The 16776-nt window shown below is 34.2% G+C and carries 18 protein-coding genes and 1 pseudogene; 16 read left to right on the forward strand and 3 right to left on the reverse strand.

Features of this window, described 5'->3' with window-relative positions:
* The 13 genes and pseudogenes from K332_RS0105070 to K332_RS0105125 form a co-directional block, all read left to right on the forward strand.
* The coding region (locus tag K332_RS0105070; protein WP_026906482.1) for an IS3 family transposase at positions 1–266 on the forward strand (266 nt) is incomplete at its 5' end.
* Positions 267–397: 131 nt separating this feature from the next.
* On the forward strand, positions 398–922 hold the full coding sequence (locus tag K332_RS0105075) for a GrpB family protein (RefSeq protein WP_026906483.1): 525 nt from the start codon (positions 398–400) through the stop codon (positions 920–922).
* A gap of 143 nt (positions 923–1065) precedes the next feature.
* Positions 1066–2091 carry an ROK family transcriptional regulator gene (locus tag K332_RS0105080; RefSeq protein ID WP_026906484.1) on the forward strand — a complete coding sequence of 342 codons (1026 nt, stop codon included), beginning with the start codon at positions 1066–1068 and terminating at the stop codon, positions 2089–2091.
* Positions 2092–2121: 30 nt separating this feature from the next.
* On the forward strand, positions 2122–3330 hold the full coding sequence (locus K332_RS0105085) for an MFS transporter (RefSeq protein ID WP_026906485.1): 1209 nt from the start codon (positions 2122–2124) through the stop codon (positions 3328–3330).
* A 47-nt stretch (positions 3331–3377) separates the two neighbouring features.
* On the forward strand, positions 3378–3758 hold the full coding sequence (locus tag K332_RS0105090) for a VOC family protein (RefSeq protein WP_026906486.1): 381 nt from the start codon (positions 3378–3380) through the stop codon (positions 3756–3758).
* A 95-nt stretch (positions 3759–3853) separates the two neighbouring features.
* Positions 3854–4411, forward strand: a complete 558-nt coding sequence (locus K332_RS0105095) for a sugar O-acetyltransferase (protein WP_026906487.1) — start codon at positions 3854–3856, stop codon at positions 4409–4411.
* A 174-nt stretch (positions 4412–4585) separates the two neighbouring features.
* Complete coding sequence (locus K332_RS0105100; RefSeq protein WP_026906488.1) at positions 4586–5155, forward strand: DUF2087 domain-containing protein; 570 nt, start codon at positions 4586–4588, stop codon at positions 5153–5155.
* 109 nt (positions 5156–5264) lie between these two features.
* The gene (locus tag K332_RS0105105) at positions 5265–6491 is read left to right on the forward strand and encodes an MFS transporter (protein ID WP_026906489.1); all 1227 of its coding nucleotides are present in this window, start codon (positions 5265–5267) and stop codon (positions 6489–6491) included.
* A 174-nt stretch (positions 6492–6665) separates the two neighbouring features.
* A pseudogene (locus K332_RS21940) lies at positions 6666–7102 on the forward strand (NUDIX hydrolase).
* 230 nt (positions 7103–7332) lie between these two features.
* Positions 7333–8583, forward strand: coding sequence for an MDR family MFS transporter (locus K332_RS0105115; RefSeq protein WP_026906490.1), 1251 nt, complete (start codon positions 7333–7335; stop codon positions 8581–8583).
* A 202-nt stretch (positions 8584–8785) separates the two neighbouring features.
* Positions 8786–9010: a hypothetical protein gene (locus tag K332_RS24165; RefSeq protein ID WP_281170904.1), complete on the forward strand. Its 225-nt coding sequence runs from the start codon at positions 8786–8788 to the stop codon at positions 9008–9010.
* Between the two features lie 309 nt (positions 9011–9319).
* Positions 9320–10117, forward strand: a complete 798-nt coding sequence (locus tag K332_RS0105120) for an LAGLIDADG family homing endonuclease (protein WP_026906491.1) — start codon at positions 9320–9322, stop codon at positions 10115–10117.
* Between the two features lie 22 nt (positions 10118–10139).
* Positions 10140–10511, forward strand: coding sequence for a hypothetical protein (locus tag K332_RS0105125; protein WP_026906492.1), 372 nt, complete (start codon positions 10140–10142; stop codon positions 10509–10511).
* A 169-nt stretch (positions 10512–10680) separates the two neighbouring features.
* Here the strand turns inward: K332_RS0105125 and K332_RS0105130 are convergent, their stop codons facing one another.
* The gene (locus K332_RS0105130; RefSeq protein WP_026906493.1) at positions 10681–11748 is read right to left on the reverse strand and encodes a citrate/2-methylcitrate synthase; all 1068 of its coding nucleotides are present in this window, start codon (positions 11746–11748) and stop codon (positions 10681–10683) included.
* Between the two features lie 110 nt (positions 11749–11858).
* On the opposite strand from K332_RS0105130, the gene K332_RS0105135 reads away from it, so the two are divergent.
* The 3 genes from K332_RS0105135 (at position 11859) to modB (ending at position 14260) form a co-directional block, all read left to right on the forward strand.
* Complete coding sequence (locus tag K332_RS0105135) at positions 11859–12737, forward strand: LysR family transcriptional regulator (RefSeq protein WP_026906494.1); 879 nt, start codon at positions 11859–11861, stop codon at positions 12735–12737.
* Positions 12738–12813: 76 nt separating this feature from the next.
* On the forward strand, positions 12814–13599 hold the full coding sequence (gene modA, locus K332_RS0105140) for a molybdate ABC transporter substrate-binding protein (RefSeq protein ID WP_026906495.1): 786 nt from the start codon (positions 12814–12816) through the stop codon (positions 13597–13599).
* On the forward strand, positions 13580–14260 hold the full coding sequence (gene modB, locus K332_RS0105145; protein ID WP_156914143.1) for a molybdate ABC transporter permease subunit: 681 nt from the start codon (positions 13580–13582) through the stop codon (positions 14258–14260). The genes modA and modB overlap by 20 nt, the downstream gene beginning before the upstream one ends.
* A gap of 79 nt (positions 14261–14339) precedes the next feature.
* On the opposite strand, the gene K332_RS0105150 is transcribed toward modB, so the two are convergent.
* Positions 14340–14915: a DUF4256 domain-containing protein gene (locus tag K332_RS0105150; RefSeq protein WP_026906497.1), complete on the reverse strand. Its 576-nt coding sequence runs from the start codon at positions 14913–14915 to the stop codon at positions 14340–14342.
* Positions 14916–15209: 294 nt separating this feature from the next.
* Positions 15210–16742 carry an FAD-dependent oxidoreductase gene (locus K332_RS0105155; RefSeq protein ID WP_026906498.1) on the reverse strand — a complete coding sequence of 511 codons (1533 nt, stop codon included), beginning with the start codon at positions 16740–16742 and terminating at the stop codon, positions 15210–15212.
* Positions 16743–16776 lie beyond the last annotated feature (34 nt).

Below are 16776 nucleotides of genomic sequence, written 5' to 3' on the forward strand. Positions count from 1 at the left end.
AATACACCTCACATGGATTTAAACGGAGGATTGATGAAGCAAAAATGACACACAGTATGTCTCGTGTAGGTAAATGCATTGATAACGGTCCAATGGAATCGTTTTGGGGGACGCTGAAATGTGAGAAGTATTATTTACATAGGTATGAGACTTTTGAGGAACTTAAAAAAGCAATAGATGAGTACATCTACTTCTACAACAATGAAAGATATCAAGAACGATTAAACGGCCTTAGCCCTAATGAATACAGAGCTAAAGCCGCTTAAGTCCTTTTTTATTATTTCCACTGTCTACTTGACAGGGGGCAGTTCATTATTCGGTCGCTTTTTCTTATATTTATCATTATTATTAGTAGTGGTAACTTGTAGAGCCCATTTACTTTAAAGGAGGACTTATGATGAAAGTTAGACTTACAGACTTTAGTCAAAAGTGGATAGAATTATTTCAGGCAGAGGCAGAATTTCTAAAGAATATTTTCGGTGATGAAGTAATTCAGTTTGAACATTTTGGAAGTACCTCTGTTCGAGGATTAAAGGCAAAACCCGTAATTGATATGATGGCTATTGTTAAAGACATCCATATCATTGATACGTTTAATGAAAAGATGCTATCACTTGGTTATGATGTTGCTGGGAAATGGGGCATTAAAGGTAGAAGGTTGTTTCGAAAAGGAGGAATTAACAGAACACATCATATTCATTTTTATCAAGTAGACAACCCCGAAATAAAACGCCATTTAATTTTTCGCGATTATCTTCGTTTACACCCAGAAGAAGTAGCAACGTATAGTAGTTTTAAAGTAGAACTTGCTCAACGATTTGAAACCACGAGTGAATATAGCCCTGCCAAAAAAGACTTTGTAAAGGAGCTAGAAAAGAGAGCACTCGATTGGCACAGAAAACGAAGTGAAAATGCCACCTAAATTGAACAGTTCATATACAGATTGTTTTCCCTAAAATTATATGATATGGTGTAAACACAACTTATTAAATAACTTTAATAAGTTATTTATTTAGCACTTATTAAAATCCTTTAATAAGTCTGTTTTTATAGGAGGTGTATGACTTGGAACCAGGTATTAACTCAAAAAAAAAGGCGATCCTTAGCGGCATCCGGAAATCTCTTTTAGAACTTGGTAGTGCAACAAAAGTTGAACTCAGTGATAAATTAGCAATCAGTTTTCCAACCATTAGTAAGTTTCTAACACAAATGGAGAGGGACGGAGAAATTACCTCAGTTGGACTAGATGAGTCTAGTGGAGGAAGAAGAGCTAAAAGGTATACTTATAATCCAGAACATATGCTTGGACTAGCTATTTTTTTAGAAAATAACGAGACTAATTTTACTATTTTTAATTGTTTAGGAGAAGTAAAGGAACAGGGAAGCGGTCCAAGTGTACTGGTGGATGATGGATTAGAATTATTAACCAAACATATTGAAAAAATCATAACTACATATCCAAAGATTTATTCGATTGCAATAGGAGTTCCTGGGTCCGTTGACAATGGTCGAATATTTTTCATACCAGGCTACGAACAGTTCCATCACGTGGATTTAAAGGGATATTTTGAGAACTACTTTTCTTTACCTGTAACCGTTGAGAATGATATGAATGCTGCGGTTCTTGGATTCAACAATAGTAGAAGAATGAAAGAAAATCAATCTACAATCTATTTGTATTTGGGTCAAAATGGTCCCGGCGCTGGTTTTATGATTAATGGTGACGTAGTAAGAGGGAGTACCTTTTTTGCTGGAGAGGTTTCATTTATTCCACAGTATAATAACAAAAACTTCCGTCAAGCTTTAGAACGTGAAAATGGACCAAAGTCAGTAGCCATTAAAACGGATAAACAGATTGATGCAATTAGTAGATTAGTAGCCTCTTTTGTCGCTATCATTAATCCACATACTATCATTTTTAGTAGGGATGAAATAGAAGAGAAGTCATTAAATAAAATTTCAGTGGGTAGCACGAAATATATCCCGACAGAACATCTTCCAGAGCTGACAATCAGTGATTGGAAGCAAGATTATTTATATGGATTACAAAGTCTTGGACTCGATCTCATGTTGAATGAAACAATTGATTAATCAAAATACACGAATAGACGAGGTTATTATATGACAACATTCCTATTAATTATTATTTATTTGGCTTTTATCAGCTTAGGTTTACCTGATTCCTTACTTGGTGCAGCGTGGCCAGTTATGCAATCGGATATCGGGGCACCACTTGAGACTGGCGGTATCCTTTTTATGACGATTTCAGCTGGTACCATTATTTCTAGTTTAATTAGTGGAAAAGTACTTAAAAAGTTTGGGACTGGTAAAGTTACATTTGTTAGTGTTCTAATGACTGCTACTGCTTTATTAGGATTTTATTTTGCTCCATCGGTTGCTTGGTTAATCGTATGTGCTATTCCGCTTGGATTAGGAGCAGGCGCTATCGATGCAGGATTAAATGACTATGTTGCTACTAACTATAAGGCACACCATATGAGTTGGTTACATTGTTTTTGGGGTGTTGGAGCTACGCTTGGACCAATCATTATGGCACAGTTTATTTTAGAAGGAAATGCTTGGAGAAATGGATATTTTGTTATTGCTGGTATTCAGTTTGCATTAGTTTTTATCCTACTCTTTACATTACCTTTATGGAAAAAAGTGAAAAACAGCTCCAATACTCCTTTAGATGAGGAAACTGAATCAAAAGATGATGAAGATGATACGGATATAAAACCTTTACAAGTAAAGGGTGTAAAATTGGCTCTTGTATCCTTCTTATTTTATTGTAGTGTTGAAGCAACAATGAACCTTTGGGGAGCTAGTTTCTTGGTAGAAATCAAAGGGATAAGCCCTGCAACCGCTGCCGGCTGGGTATCTTTTTACTTCGCTGGGATAACAATTGGTAGATTGATAACTGGTTTTGTTACTTTTAAAACAACGAACCGAACACTTATTCGCTCAGGGCAAATTATCGCATTAACTGGTGCTATTATACTACTATTACCTTTACCAACTACATTCTCACTTATTGGCTTTATTATCGTTGGACTTGGGTTAGCACCAATATTTCCTTCTATGTTGCATGAAACGCCAACAAGATTTGGTAAAAGACATTCACAAACCATCATGGGCTATCAAATGGCTGTAGCTTATACAGGCACAACATTCATGCCACCGCTCATTGGGTTCTTTGCATCTCAATCAACCATAGCGATATTCCCAATTTGTATCGTTATTTTTGTTATAGCAATGCTTCTAAGCTCAGAGAAGTTGAATAAATTACTAAAGGATAAGGCTTTAATAAAAAGTACAACAGCAAATTAATTGTTTAAAGTATGGACAAACTAATAAAAGGGAGAGTACTAGATATGATGAGCATTGAACATGTGGCAATTTGGGTTAGAGATATGGAAGCTATGAAGACTTTTTATGAAGTATACTTCCAAGCAAAAACGAACGCAAAGTATCATAATAAAGATAAAGAATTCGAATCTTATTTTCTAACATTCGATGGAGGTGCGCGTTTAGAAATCATGCGTAAGTCTGGTATCGATAACCCTCAACAGAGTGAATCGATTGGTTGGGCTCATATCGCAATTTCTTTAGGTAGCAAGGAGTCTGTTAACCAAAAAACAACCCAATTAGTAAATGATGGTTATCATCTTGTTAGTGGACCTCGTTTAACTGGAGATGGGTATTACGAAAGTGTGGTAGAAGATCCAGAAGGTAATCTTCTTGAATTAACCGTGTAATCAAATAGTATGAAATCTCATTACTACAGTTCAATGACATAAATAGATAGCTAGATTTTTATATATTATTTATCACTCGGAAAGTAGGTCATAAAATGAAAACAGAAAAGGAAAAAATGTTGGCAGGAGAAATGTACAACCCTGCTGACCCAGTACTATTAAAGGATCGTGAGGAAGCAAGACGGAAAGTTAGGATATATAATCAGACATTAGAAACAGAATCAGAAAAGCGATTAAAGTTATTAAAGGAATTACTTGGTTCAACAGGAGAAAACATGTCTATGGAACCAAATATAAGATTCGATTATGGCTACAATACACATGTAGGCGAAAACTTTTACGCAAACTTTGACTGCACTATTTTAGATGTTTGTGAAGTGCGTTTTGGGGATAATTGTATGTTAGCTCCTGGGGTACAAATTTATACAGCGACACATCCAATTCATCCTGCTGAACGTAATTCTGGCAAAGAATATGCGAAACCAATTACCTTTGGAGATAATGTTTGGATAGGAGGAAGTGCAATAATTAACCCTGGAGTTACAGTGGGGAACAATGTTGTTATCGCGTCAGGAGCAGTAGTAACGAAAAACATACCAGATAATGTTGTAGTAGGTGGAAATCCTGCAAGAATTATTAAGGAAATTGATTGATAGCTATATTAGAAAAGGATTATACTACTACGAACGAATACTGAGTCTAAAAGGTAATCATTAATTTTGATTATCTTTTTTGTTTGTCTAAAATTACTATTCGAACAATTACCTATTGTTATATATATCTAATTAGATTATAATCTAATTAGATAATCTTTGGAGGTATCATTCATGCAATTAGATCGGATTGTAAATTTTCATAAAACGGTTGGGGATAAAACAAGGATTAAGATTATTGCTTTACTTCAGGATGGACCGTTACACGGGCAAGCACTGGCAGGAAAACTCGGATTAACACCACCGACAATTTCGTATCATGTTACAAAATTAAGAGAAATTGACATTATTTATCAGCGACGTGATAAAAACACGATTTACTTTCATTTAAATGAAAAGAAGCTTGAATCGTTGGCTCATGCGATTTTAAAGATTGGAGGAGAAGAAATGAATTCGTTAGAAATTTCCAATGAAGACAAATATAAAATCATTACTAATTTCTTTGATGATAATGGTAGACTGAAAAATATACCAGCACAACGTAAGAAAAAGCTGGTAGTGCTAGAGCATCTTGTAAAAGGCTTAAAAATTGGTCAAATTTATCAAGAAAAAGAGATAAATGAATATATTAAGCAATTTCATGAAGATTATGCAACCATACGACGAGAATTCATCATGTGTTATTTTATGACTAGGCAAAATGGAGAGTATGAATTAAATCCAAAGGAGATGTGGTTGATTTAAGTAATACATTATAGAACAATTTCAACCATCCATGACTTCTTGGTTCTAGTCAGTCATGGATTTCCTTACGACTACTAATTAGATAACAATCAAAGTAGGTGAGTAAGTTATGAATAACTGGATAGCCTGGAAGCAAGAGAAAAATTATCAAAAGTTGTTTTGGGCGGCTACAGTAAGTGGAATCGGAAATAGATTTACGCAAGTAGCAACACTTGCGTTATTATATCAAGTGACTGGTTCAAGCTCTGTAATTGGAATTTTCTTTGCCATACGCTTCATTCCTTTTTTATTGGTGGCTCCTATTGGGGGAATGCTTGCTGATCGATTTTCGAAAAAAAAATTATTAATAACAATTGATTTAATTCGAGTTCCATTTGCTATTGCTCCAATTTTCGTTCAAGGATCAGAACATATATGGATTATTTTTAGTAGTGCCTTTTGTTTAGCCTTAGGAGAAGCATTATATTCTCCGACCAGAATGGCATCGATACCAGCAATGGTTAAGCAGGATAAATTACTGTATGTTAACGCAATAGAACAGATTATGGTTGGTGGAGTACTTGTATTAGGTTCAAGTTCTGGTGGTTTGATTTCCTATTTATTTGGATTACATATTCCTTTTCTTTTGGATGGCGCAAGTTTTCTATTTTCTGCCTTACTCTTATCAAAGATTTCTCTACCAACAATAGTCGAAAGCAAAGTAAACTTTCGTAAGATACATTTCCATAGGACGTCGACCAATAAACTGATATTAGGATCCTCTGCATTAATCACATTTTTGATTATCGAATTGACTATGCCACTTGCTAATGGCATTGATAATGTGCTGATGAGTGTTTATGCGCTTGATATTTTTCAATTGGGAGAGTTAGGTGTCGGATTGATTTATGCCTTTTTAGGATTGGGCTTTGTATTAAGTTCCTTTCTATCTAATTTTCTTAAGAAAAAGTTAGTTACACTTATTGTTATTTTCATAGCACTAGAGGGGATAGGCCATCTATTATTAAGTGTGGTTCCGACGTTTACTCTAGCATTGCTAGCTGTATTGTTCATTACATTTGTTGGAGGGATAAGTAATATCTGCTTATCTACCATTACGATGAAAATCGTTCCAACATCCATGCATGGTACATTTTTCGGTTTAACAACCATGGTATCCAATTCCTCTTTAGGTATTTCGATGGGAATAGCAGGATTACTATTAGAGATTTTTGAGCCACGGGTATTAAGTTTATTTGTGGGAATAACCTATTTACTATTTACGATTATCTATGCCATTTTACTTTTGCAGATTGATTTACTTGTTGAAAAGAGGAATCTAAGAAGGGCCTTGTAGTTATTCCTTGAAACTTGAAGAGATGCTTGAAGTTAATAGAATTATATATTATTTTTAGTGTAAACGTATTTCATAATAAATAGTTTCTAAATATTAGCAAGAACCCAAAGTAATATTTAAGTAATCTTTTGATAAATATTTAAAGATTACTAGACTCAAGGGAGGGAATGAAAGATGAAAAGAGTAGATGTAGCTTATGTACTTATTTACGATGACCATGGAGAAAATATATTAATGGTGAAAAACAAGGGAAATGGCCCTCGTACTACACACTTCCAGGTGGGGCAGTAGAAGTTGGAGAAACACTTGAAGAAGCAGCAATCCGTGAAGTTAAAGAAGAGACTGGGTTAAACGTAGAAATAGAAGGAGTTTTCGCGGTAAGTGAAGCATTTATGGAAGAAAGAGGTCACCATGCGATTTTTTTTACGTTTAAAGGAAGAATTATTGACGGTCAAATAGAGATAGCTTTTCCGGAAGAAATTGAAGAAGTCATCTGGATGGATGCTGAAGAAGCATTAAAATATGCCTACATACCAAGTAAAGTAGGTGTGGATATAAACAATATATCAATGATACCTTATATTATCAGAGGAAAAGTTATTCATAAATAAAACAAATAGCTCCTCTGCCAGCAGTGGTAGGGGAGCTATTTGTTTTATATTTTTCAACGATAAGAATGTACGTTCTGTTTATATGACAATTAAATTAAAGTTGTCTTTTAACAAATCTTTATAATATTAGTATAAATGATTTTTAAATATAAGTCTATATTTTCCGAAAAAAATATTTTATTGTTAAGTATACCTGAAGAGGAAACCAACGTATGAGGAGAAATGTAACTTTGAAATGGTTAACATGGGATATCAATTTAAAAACTAGGCTTTTTGGAGAAACATTATTTAACATGTTGTTTTGGATGTATTTCCCATTTCTTACGATTTATTTTAGCGAGGAATTGGGATTGGTCGAAGCTGGTATTATGATGACTGCACCATCCATAATTAGTATAGTTGGTGGAATGATTGGGGGCTATATAGCTGATCAATTCGGAAGACGTAAAATAATGTTAGTGGGATCATTTATACAGACAACATTCTTTGCATTGTTTGCACTTTCTTTTTCACCTTGGCTAGATTATGTAGCATTCATCGGTATTAGTCTTGGAAAATCTTTCTATCGACCTGCTAGTTCTGCGATGGTAGCTGATCTTGTACCTGATAAAGAAAGGCGTAGTGTGTTTGCAACCTTCGCCTCAGCAAATAATCTCGGGGCAGTTTTTGGTCCAATCATAGGTGCAGTTTTATTTTTTCAATATCGTAGCGAGCTTTTATGGACTTGTACTGCAGTTACGTTTCTTTATTCAGTTGCCATTTTGTTTATTATTAAGGAAACTATGCCGAAGCAAGAGAGGGAGGAGGTACCAAGCAAAACACTGGCTACGGTTGTAAAATTACAGTTTATCAATTACTTTATCATACTTAAAGATAAGGTGTTCTTTCTTTACATACTCGGAGGTATCTTTATAACTGTTTCAATCATGCAATTGGATCTTTATTTAGCTATATATGTTAGGAATTTCGTACCTGCTCAGGAACTGATTTCAATAGGCAATTGGTCAATCATGCTAAGTAGCGAGGAAGTCTTTGGTTGGATGATTGGATTAAATGGACTTTTGTTTGTTTTATGTATCATTCCTATTACTAAGATACTTGAAAAGTGGAGCGATCGAAATTCACTCATACTCGCAGCTTGCTTATCTGGAATTGGTATGTTCTTAGTTGGCTTTACAACAAGTGCGTGGTTACTTTTTGTGTTAACAATCATTTTAACGATTGGCGAGATCATACATGGTCCAGTTGTGCAAAACTTTGTAAGCAAGTATGCACCAATTAATGCACGAGGGCAATATATGGCAGCATCTAATCTTCAATATTCTTTGGGTAGGTTTATTGCTCCTTTATCTGTTATACTATCGGTTTCGTTTACTCCAGTTTTGATTTTTGGTTTTATAATGTTCTGTGCTTTGGTTAGTGCATTTGTTTATGTATTAATGTTTAGAAATATTCCAGAGAACAAGACTGCGAACCTTTAAAATAAGCATAAAATTCCCGCAATTCTCTTGAACACAAACGCTGGTTCTTATAATGAATATTAAATGATGTTAATATAATGATGAACAAGAGCGGAATCTCTTTTAGAGAAATGAAAAATCTTCTTGGTATATCTGGATGCGCAATACATAAGGAAACAATCTACTGGCCAACCACGAAAATACAAAGGATATTGAAAATGGCATTAATGAACGTGATAAAAAACCAATAAGCGCAACGGCACTTAACTTTATGGGTGAAAATTCAAAGGGAATATTTATTATCCTTAATACACCTGGGAGGCTATGGTTCTTTTCTGATAAAATATCTGCCGTATATCCACTAGAAATAATTACTTCAAATCATGGTAAAGTCTTGGTTAATTCAGACGGAATAGTTGATATCTTTGTATCCGAAAATATACTATAATCAATACGTGAAACAGAGGATTGCTACATAAAGGATTAAATCCGGTAGTGAAAGTATTTTCTCATCAACTTCACTTTACCAAAATCAAGTAATGTGCTATATTATCACTATGGAACATTTGTTCTAACTAATTATGGGGAAGTCGTTGTGGAAATAAAAATCAATTTATAAACATTAAATCATGATTTTCTTTGACCGCACGGAACAGTGTTATTAGATGGCCAATTAAGGATTATTTAAATCATATACTATAACAGATATTTATTTCATATGCTCAATAAAATTAATTTATTATAAAGGAGCAATATTATGCCTCGAAATGCTGGTGTAACAGATGATATGATTATTAAGTTATATAAGAGTGGTATGCCGTTTAAGGAAATGATACCTATTATCGGTTTATCTGATCGGGCAATTCGAAATGTATTGTATAAGCACAGTGTGGAAATGAATCGAGAACAATCTTCAGGTCGACCACGTGTACATAAAGTAAATGAAAACTTCTTTAAAACCTGGTCCCATGAAATGGCGTGGGTTTTGGGATTGTTTATAACTGACGGTCATGTCAAAGAAAATACCCATAGCGTATCTTTATCACAAAAACACGATGGAATTCTAAAAGTTGTTGCAAATTACATGAATGCAGATTATATATTGGCACCTTTTGGTGAAACAATGAAGACACCAACTTTATTAATAAATTCCAAAGAAATTAAACAAGACTTGGAGACATTAGGTGTAACTACAAAGAAATCCTTTAAACTACCTTTTCCAAATGTACCAGAAAATTATTTACCTTCTTTTATAAGAGGAGTAATTGATGGGGATGGCTGGGTTCAAAAAACTGGGTACGTAATGAATGTCACAACAGCAAGTATTCACTTTGCCCAAGGCCTTGAATCGACTTTTCATTCATGGTTATTACCCTCAAATATAACAAGTACAACCACGGATAAAGGAAGAACAATATATCGAGTGTGGGTTAAAGGAAAATACACCCTTCCAAAGTTAGCAAAAATCATATACAAGGATGCATCATCTGATAATTTCAATCAGCAAAAAAAGGAACGCATGACACAAAGAATTGACGAAATACAGGATTTATAGTTTTTGTTAGGTGGGATATCAAATGTGGAAAAAAGTAAATGGTCAATTAATTCATACTACCGATACATCTAGGGTCAAATTTAGGACAAATATTAGTAAAAGAACCTTAGATCATTTAGAAAGTTTAGCGAAACAATATAATACACATATAAATTATCTAATTGAGAATGGATTGGAAAATCTTATTTCAGTAGGATATATTTCTTATAATAAAAAAATGAGACCAAAAGACCGAATTCAATACAAAACAACTTACAATGATAAATTATTAGCAAGAGTTAAAGTGTTTGCTATTCAAAATGAACTAAACATCAATGATATTATAGAATGTAGTGTAGATCATATTAACCTCGAAACTATTAAAGATAGACATTATAAACATAGGGTAGAATAAACCTATGTTTATAATACTCCATTACAACGCCCCGAACATAATATATATTATAGGAAGTTAAACCAAAAACAACTAAATTCGTCTCATATTACAAGTTTACTCTAGATAGTGAGACAAAACACAAAAATCGCTATAAAAAAATGTTAACTATTTTATAGCGATTTTATTTTTATTGGCCAATATAAATTGCGTTTGGTCTAAAAATTGTGTTGTTATTTAATTGTTCAATTGCATGTGCACACCAGCCAACAATTCGACTTGAGCTAAATATTGCAGTAAATAAAGCTTCATCAAGATCTAACGTTTTCATTATTGCAGCTGCATAATATTCAACATTTGTATAAATCTTTTGATCTGGTTTGACTTCATTTAAAATTTGTATGGTTTCTAATTCCGTTTGTAATGCTAATTCTATCCAATCTGGTAATTTATCCATCTTCATTAGCATATTTTTTAATGCTAATGCTCGTGGATCAACCGTTTTATACACTCGATGTCCAAATCCCATAATTCGTTCTTTATTTTTCAATTTCATGTGAATCACATCACTTATGGCGTCTTTGGTAGTAATTTCTTCTAAAAGTGCAATGACACCAGATGGTGCACCTCCGTGTAATGGGCCTTTCATTGTTCCTAATGCACTTGTTATAGCCGAGATTAAATCACTTTCTGTTGAGATGGTTACTCTCGCTGCAAATGTTGAGGCATTTAGTCCATGTTCCATAGTAAGAATTAAGTACGTTTCCAGTATTTTCGCATGTGTAGGATTTGTATTTCCAGTAAGCATGTAAATAAAATTATCTACATGATTTAATGATTCATTAGGTTGAATTTCATCCAAATGGTTAATTTGTCTATAACGATATGCTATGACTGTTGGAAATACTGCAATGAGCCGTTCAGCTATGGAATTAATATACCCGTTAGCATGACAATTCGCTGATATTACAGTTCTTAATACATCCATTAAGGACATTTCTTTTGGTAAGAACTGAAGTATTTTTTCAATATGGTTAGGTAAATTACGATGTTTTTTTAATTTATTGTTAAAATTCTCTCTCATTTCCTCATCCGGAATCTCTCCATAAATAAGAAAATAGGCAATTTCTTCAAATGAATACATCTCAACTAATTTTTGAATGTCAATTCCTCTATATGTTAAAACTCCTTTTTCACCATCAATATTACTCAATAACGTTTGTACAGCTGTTACCCCTTTTAACCCTGGTATGAACATCTTCCCCACTCTCCTTCCCTTTGACACTATTATAAAACAGTTAAAATATTATTAAAATTTAATAATATTTACTATAATAATAAATAATCCTTATTAATGAGGTGAATCTGTTGGATTTAAGAACAATAAAAACCTTTCTACTAGCAGCTGAATACGAAAATTACCGTGAAGTTGCAGAAAAGCTGTATATCACCCAACCCGCTATTTCCTTTCAAATGAAGCAATTAGAAAAGGAATTAGGTGGGCAATTATTTGTTAAAGATGGTAGAAATATAGTATTAACGGAATTTGGAAGGATGTTTTATCGTGAAGCTTTAGAAATAAATACACAATATGAAATGAGCATCCATCGAATGAATCAATTTAAGCAAGGGTTTAATAAGTTAGTACGAATTGCTATTTCGCCCATGCTAGCAGACACAATTTTACCGACAGTTTTGCGTAGGTATATGAGTATCCATCCTCATGTTGAATTAACCATTCAGGTGATGGAATCAAAAGATATAACAGAGCAAGTAGAAAATGGTTTCGTTGATGTTGGATTATCTTGTCTTCCTGGTTCAAGCTTGATCCATACTATTCAATTCCATGAAGAAGATGTCTCTTTAATAGTAAGACATGATGGATATGATCTTGAATCTGGCCCGGTACTTGATGTAATTGAAATCCTTGAAAACAATATCGTTTTCACCGACAACCATCCTTTCTACTGGGGAGATTTAAAAGAAAAGCTTACAGCAATTATTCCTGCCTTAAGAATGATGAAGGTTAATCAATCGTACATAACAAAAAGATTTGTATTGGAAGGTATGGGGGTTAGTTTTTTGCCTAAATCTAGCATTAATAAAGAATTATTAGAAGGTAGATTACTAGAAGTTCCCGTTGATATTATCGATATTCCCAAAGCCGGTATGTATTTTGTATATAAGAATAAGCAGCAATTTGATCCAGAATTGATGAACTTTATATCCTCCTTTCATTTTAGCTAAGGAAGTTATTCGGTAATAGTACATGGATTATAGTAAAATAAAAATAGATTTATACTTTTATTATTGAGGTGTGTGCATGAGAATTTATTCAAAAACGTTAATTCTGTTATTACTTTTTCTTATTGTGATGACTGGTTGCTCTTCTGATAAAAAATTAGAAGCGAATAAGACGGTTGAATTAACCATATCAGCAGCAGCCAGCTTGAAAGAAGCATTGGAAAAAATACAAGTAGAATTTGAATTGGATCATCCTGATGTTAAATTAACATATAACTTTGGAAGTTCCGGATCCTTGAAACAACAAATTACACAAGGAGCCCCAGTGGATCTATTCTTCTCTGCAGCAGAAGATAAGTTTAATGAACTAGTTGATGAAGGATTTATTGCTAAGGAAGAAGGGGTAACATTCCTTGAGAATGAATTAGTATTGGTTGTCCCTTCCGAAAACACGAGTGAAATTACTAGACTTGAAGACTTAATACATCATAATATTGATCATATTTCCATAGGTATTCCTGAAACGGTTCCTGCTGGAAAATATGCGAAAGAGTCACTGATTTACCAGAATTTATGGGCAGATTTAAGGTCAAAAATTGTCCCTGCTAAAGATGTTCGCCAAGTACTGTCTTATGTTGAAACAGCAAATGTTGCAGCAGGCATTGTTTATCATACCGATGCACTTATTTCTAATAAGGTTACTATTATTACTACTATTGATTCATCAACGCATACACCTATTCATTACCCAGTAGGCATTATTAACAAGACTAAAAATTATGAGGCAGCTAAAGAATTTTATAATTATTTACAAAATGATAAAGCTATAGGAGTTTTTAAAGAATATGGATTCATTACTAAATAAGTTAATATCAGAAGAATTTTTAAGTCCAATAGTCTTATCTTTAAAAATTGCCTTTGTCTCTGGCATGATTGTCATCGTGTTAGGAACATTAATAGGAAATTATTTTGCTAGGAATACGTTTAAAGGAAAAGCATTTGTAGAAACGATTATTATGCTACCAATGGTACTTCCCCCTACTGTTGTTGGTTTCTTTTTAATTGTACTATTCGGGAAAAATAGTTTTGCTGGTCGAATGATTGAATGGCTATTTAATCAGCCAATTATATTTACATGGTGGGCTGCTGTTATTGCATCAGCAGTGGTTGCATTTCCTCTAATGTATCAGTCGGCGAAATCTGCCTTTCAAGCGATCAATACTGACATTGAAGAAGCTGCCAGACTAGATGGTGCAAACGAATGGAAAGTATTTCTGTTTGTTTCCATCCCCCTCGCATCTCGGGTTCTGATTGCAGGTTCTATCTTGAGTTTCGCTCGAGCACTCGGGGAATTCGGTGCTACATTAATGTTTGCAGGAAACATTCCAGGGGAAACCCAAACAATCCCAACTGCAATTTACATAGCTATCGATTCTGGGAATATGACCCTTGCTTGGATGTGGGTTATTTCGATCGTAATCATTTCTTTCCTCATGTTATTATTTATTCGGAGTAAGGAAGACTAGCATTTCTAATCAACATTAAAAGGGCTAATTTCTCAGTGTTTTACTATGAAACTAGCCCTTTACTATGTAATTGTTATGTTTAAACTCTTAGGGAGCCACGGAATCCCCTGGAACCGTAATAGGATTCTGCACCGTTGTGATATACAAATACATGCCCGAAACGATAATCACAATAAAGGGCACCTCCGAGTTTTCTAATTTCAGAAGGAGTTTGCACCCAAGTCGACGTTTTGGCATCAAAGTTTTCTATTTCCTGCAATTTTCTATATTGCTCTTCTGTTAATATTTCAATACCCATGTCATTCGCCATATTCATCGCACTGTTTTCTGGTTTATGTTTCTTTCTAGCTTCCAGAGCTTCACGATCATAACAAAGACTTCTACGACCTTTAGGACTTTCTTTTGAACAATCATAAAATATGTATTCGTCCTTCTCTTTGTCATATCCAATAACATCTGGTTCACCCTCGGTTCTTTCCATTTCATTTAGTGACCACAGTTTTTCAGTATTAGCTTCCAATTTTGTATGGACTTTTTCCCATTCAAGACTCTCATGCCGATGCATATTTTTCCCAAAACGGACCTTCAGAATTTCTAATAATTCATCACGTTGTTCTGGCAACAATTCTTTTTTGCGGTCTATATTATTTGTCATGTTGTATCCTCCTTTTTAGGTTCATAATTTGTTAATGATAATTTTTATATCAATTGTGTACTTTTAAATCATATAATTCTGAATAAGTAAAATCAACCATTCTACTACCATTCTGCATCGATAATCTATATTTATTTGGAGCTTTCCAAAATTAGATTCCATTATATTATTCAATCTTTATCTACTATAGCTCTTTCATAAAACATAAAAATGACTATCTAATTAGTTTGATAGTCATTTTTATGTTTACTTGTGACAAGACATTATTTAGAAAAACTACTTCTTTTATTCCCTTTATTTTTCTAAATCAACCTGCTCTAACGGTCTCTTTGCTGGCCCTTCCATTACCTCTCCAGTATAAGAAAACCTTGAACCATGACATGGACAATCCCACGTTCTTTCCCCTGAATTCCATTCCACTTCACAGCCCATATGTGTACAAGTGGTGTCTACAGCATGATACTTATCTTCTTTATCCTTATAAACCCCCGTTCTTTTTCCATTTATTCGGGTAACGGTAGCCTCGTCTGCGGACAAAGCTTTAATATTATTATCTGTAAACTCTAATTTTCCTTTAATTAGATGTTTTGCTACATCTGCATTAGTCCGTACAAATTTACGTAAAGACGGATCTGCTTGGAACCGTGATGGTGTGTACAGGTCTGCATATGGGCTATTTTTTTCAGATATTAAATCGGTTAGAATCTTTGCTGCAACAATTCCATTGGACATACCCCATTTTCTAAAGCCAGTTGCTACAAACACCGCTTCCTCAGCTTCTGAAACACGACCAATATACGGGAGTTTATCCAATGTTGTTAAGTCCTGTGTGGACCACCGGTATAATACTTCTTCAATCCCAAGATGTTCTTCCGCAAAATCCAATAATGCTTGATAGTGCTCGATTGTAGATTTACCTTGGCCAGTTTTATGCTTTTCCCCTACAATAATCCATACTTCCTCCCCGTCTAACATTGCGGAACGAAGTGATCTGGTAGGGGTCTCAGCTGAAATATACATTCCACCCGGAAATTTCTTTTTTGCTTTGATAGCTAAGGCATATGCCCTTTCTGCATACATTCTCGTTGGATAGAACCCTTGTCCATCGTAAAATGGAAAGTGTGAGGCCTCTATGATATATCGACAAACAATTCGATGTCCTTCCCTTGTTATAATCGCTGGATGTTTATTATACTCAACATCAATTGCGGTAGTATTCTCAAATATCAGTGCGCCATTTTTCATACTTTCCTCAGCAAGCACTTTTAGAAATTTTAATGGATGAAATTGAGCTTGATTTTTCATAATCAAAGCTTTTTTGTGCGGTACCTGTAATGAAACGGAATCCGTTAATTCACCTTCAATATCAAGTTGATCGTATGCCTTTTTCTCATTTTCCAACTGTGTTATGTATTCATCTGAATTTGTGTAGATAACTGCATCCTGTTCACTGAAGTCACAGTCAATATTCAATTCCTGAATAGTTTTTTCAATAAATGCTTTCGCTTCCATTTGGGCATGAAAGTATAATTTCGTCTTATCTTCTCCAAAATGTTTAATGAATTCATCATAAATAATATCATGCTGGGCGGTAATCTTTGCTGTGGTATGTCCAGTAGTTCCATTTAAAATTACCCCTGCATCAATTAGTGCTACCTTAACGTTCTGTTTGGACAGTAAGTAGGCAGCAGTAATTCCTACTATCCCCCCTCCGACTATTCCAACATCCGCTTTTATTGACTCTTCCAATTTTGGAAAACTAGGAAAATCAATATTATCACGCCAATATGGTTCCGGAAACTGTGGTAATTCTTTTGGTTCAGCCATATCTTTCACTCCTTATAGAACTGCTTAAACGTTC

The organism is Paucisalibacillus globulus DSM 18846, assembly GCF_000482485.1.
Lineage (GTDB): Bacteria > Bacillota > Bacilli > Bacillales > Amphibacillaceae > Ornithinibacillus > Ornithinibacillus globulus.

Excerpts from the sequence above, each read along its gene's own strand:
- K332_RS0105075 (WP_026906483.1), top strand. The coding sequence starts at position 398 with ATGAAAGTTAGACTTACAGACTTTAGTCAAAAGTGGATAGAATTATTT.
- K332_RS0105085 (WP_026906485.1), top strand. The coding sequence starts at position 2,122 with ATGACAACATTCCTATTAATTATTATTTATTTGGCTTTTATCAGCTTA.
- K332_RS0105090 (WP_026906486.1), top strand. The coding sequence starts at position 3,378 with ATGAGCATTGAACATGTGGCAATTTGGGTTAGAGATATGGAAGCTATG.
- K332_RS0105095 (WP_026906487.1), top strand. The coding sequence starts at position 3,854 with ATGAAAACAGAAAAGGAAAAAATGTTGGCAGGAGAAATGTACAACCCT.
- K332_RS0105100 (WP_026906488.1), top strand. The coding sequence starts at position 4,586 with ATGCAATTAGATCGGATTGTAAATTTTCATAAAACGGTTGGGGATAAA.
- K332_RS0105105 (WP_026906489.1), top strand. The coding sequence starts at position 5,265 with ATGAATAACTGGATAGCCTGGAAGCAAGAGAAAAATTATCAAAAGTTG.
- K332_RS0105120 (WP_026906491.1), top strand. The coding sequence starts at position 9,320 with ATGCCTCGAAATGCTGGTGTAACAGATGATATGATTATTAAGTTATAT.
- K332_RS0105125 (WP_026906492.1), top strand. The coding sequence starts at position 10,140 with ATGTGGAAAAAAGTAAATGGTCAATTAATTCATACTACCGATACATCT.
- K332_RS0105130 (WP_026906493.1), bottom strand. The coding sequence starts at position 11,748 with ATGTTCATACCAGGGTTAAAAGGGGTAACAGCTGTACAAACGTTATTG.
- modA (WP_026906495.1), top strand. The coding sequence starts at position 12,814 with ATGAGAATTTATTCAAAAACGTTAATTCTGTTATTACTTTTTCTTATT.
- modB (WP_156914143.1), top strand. The coding sequence starts at position 13,580 with ATGGATTCATTACTAAATAAGTTAATATCAGAAGAATTTTTAAGTCCA.
- K332_RS0105150 (WP_026906497.1), bottom strand. The coding sequence starts at position 14,915 with ATGACAAATAATATAGACCGCAAAAAAGAATTGTTGCCAGAACAACGT.
- K332_RS0105155 (WP_026906498.1), bottom strand. The coding sequence starts at position 16,742 with ATGGCTGAACCAAAAGAATTACCACAGTTTCCGGAACCATATTGGCGT.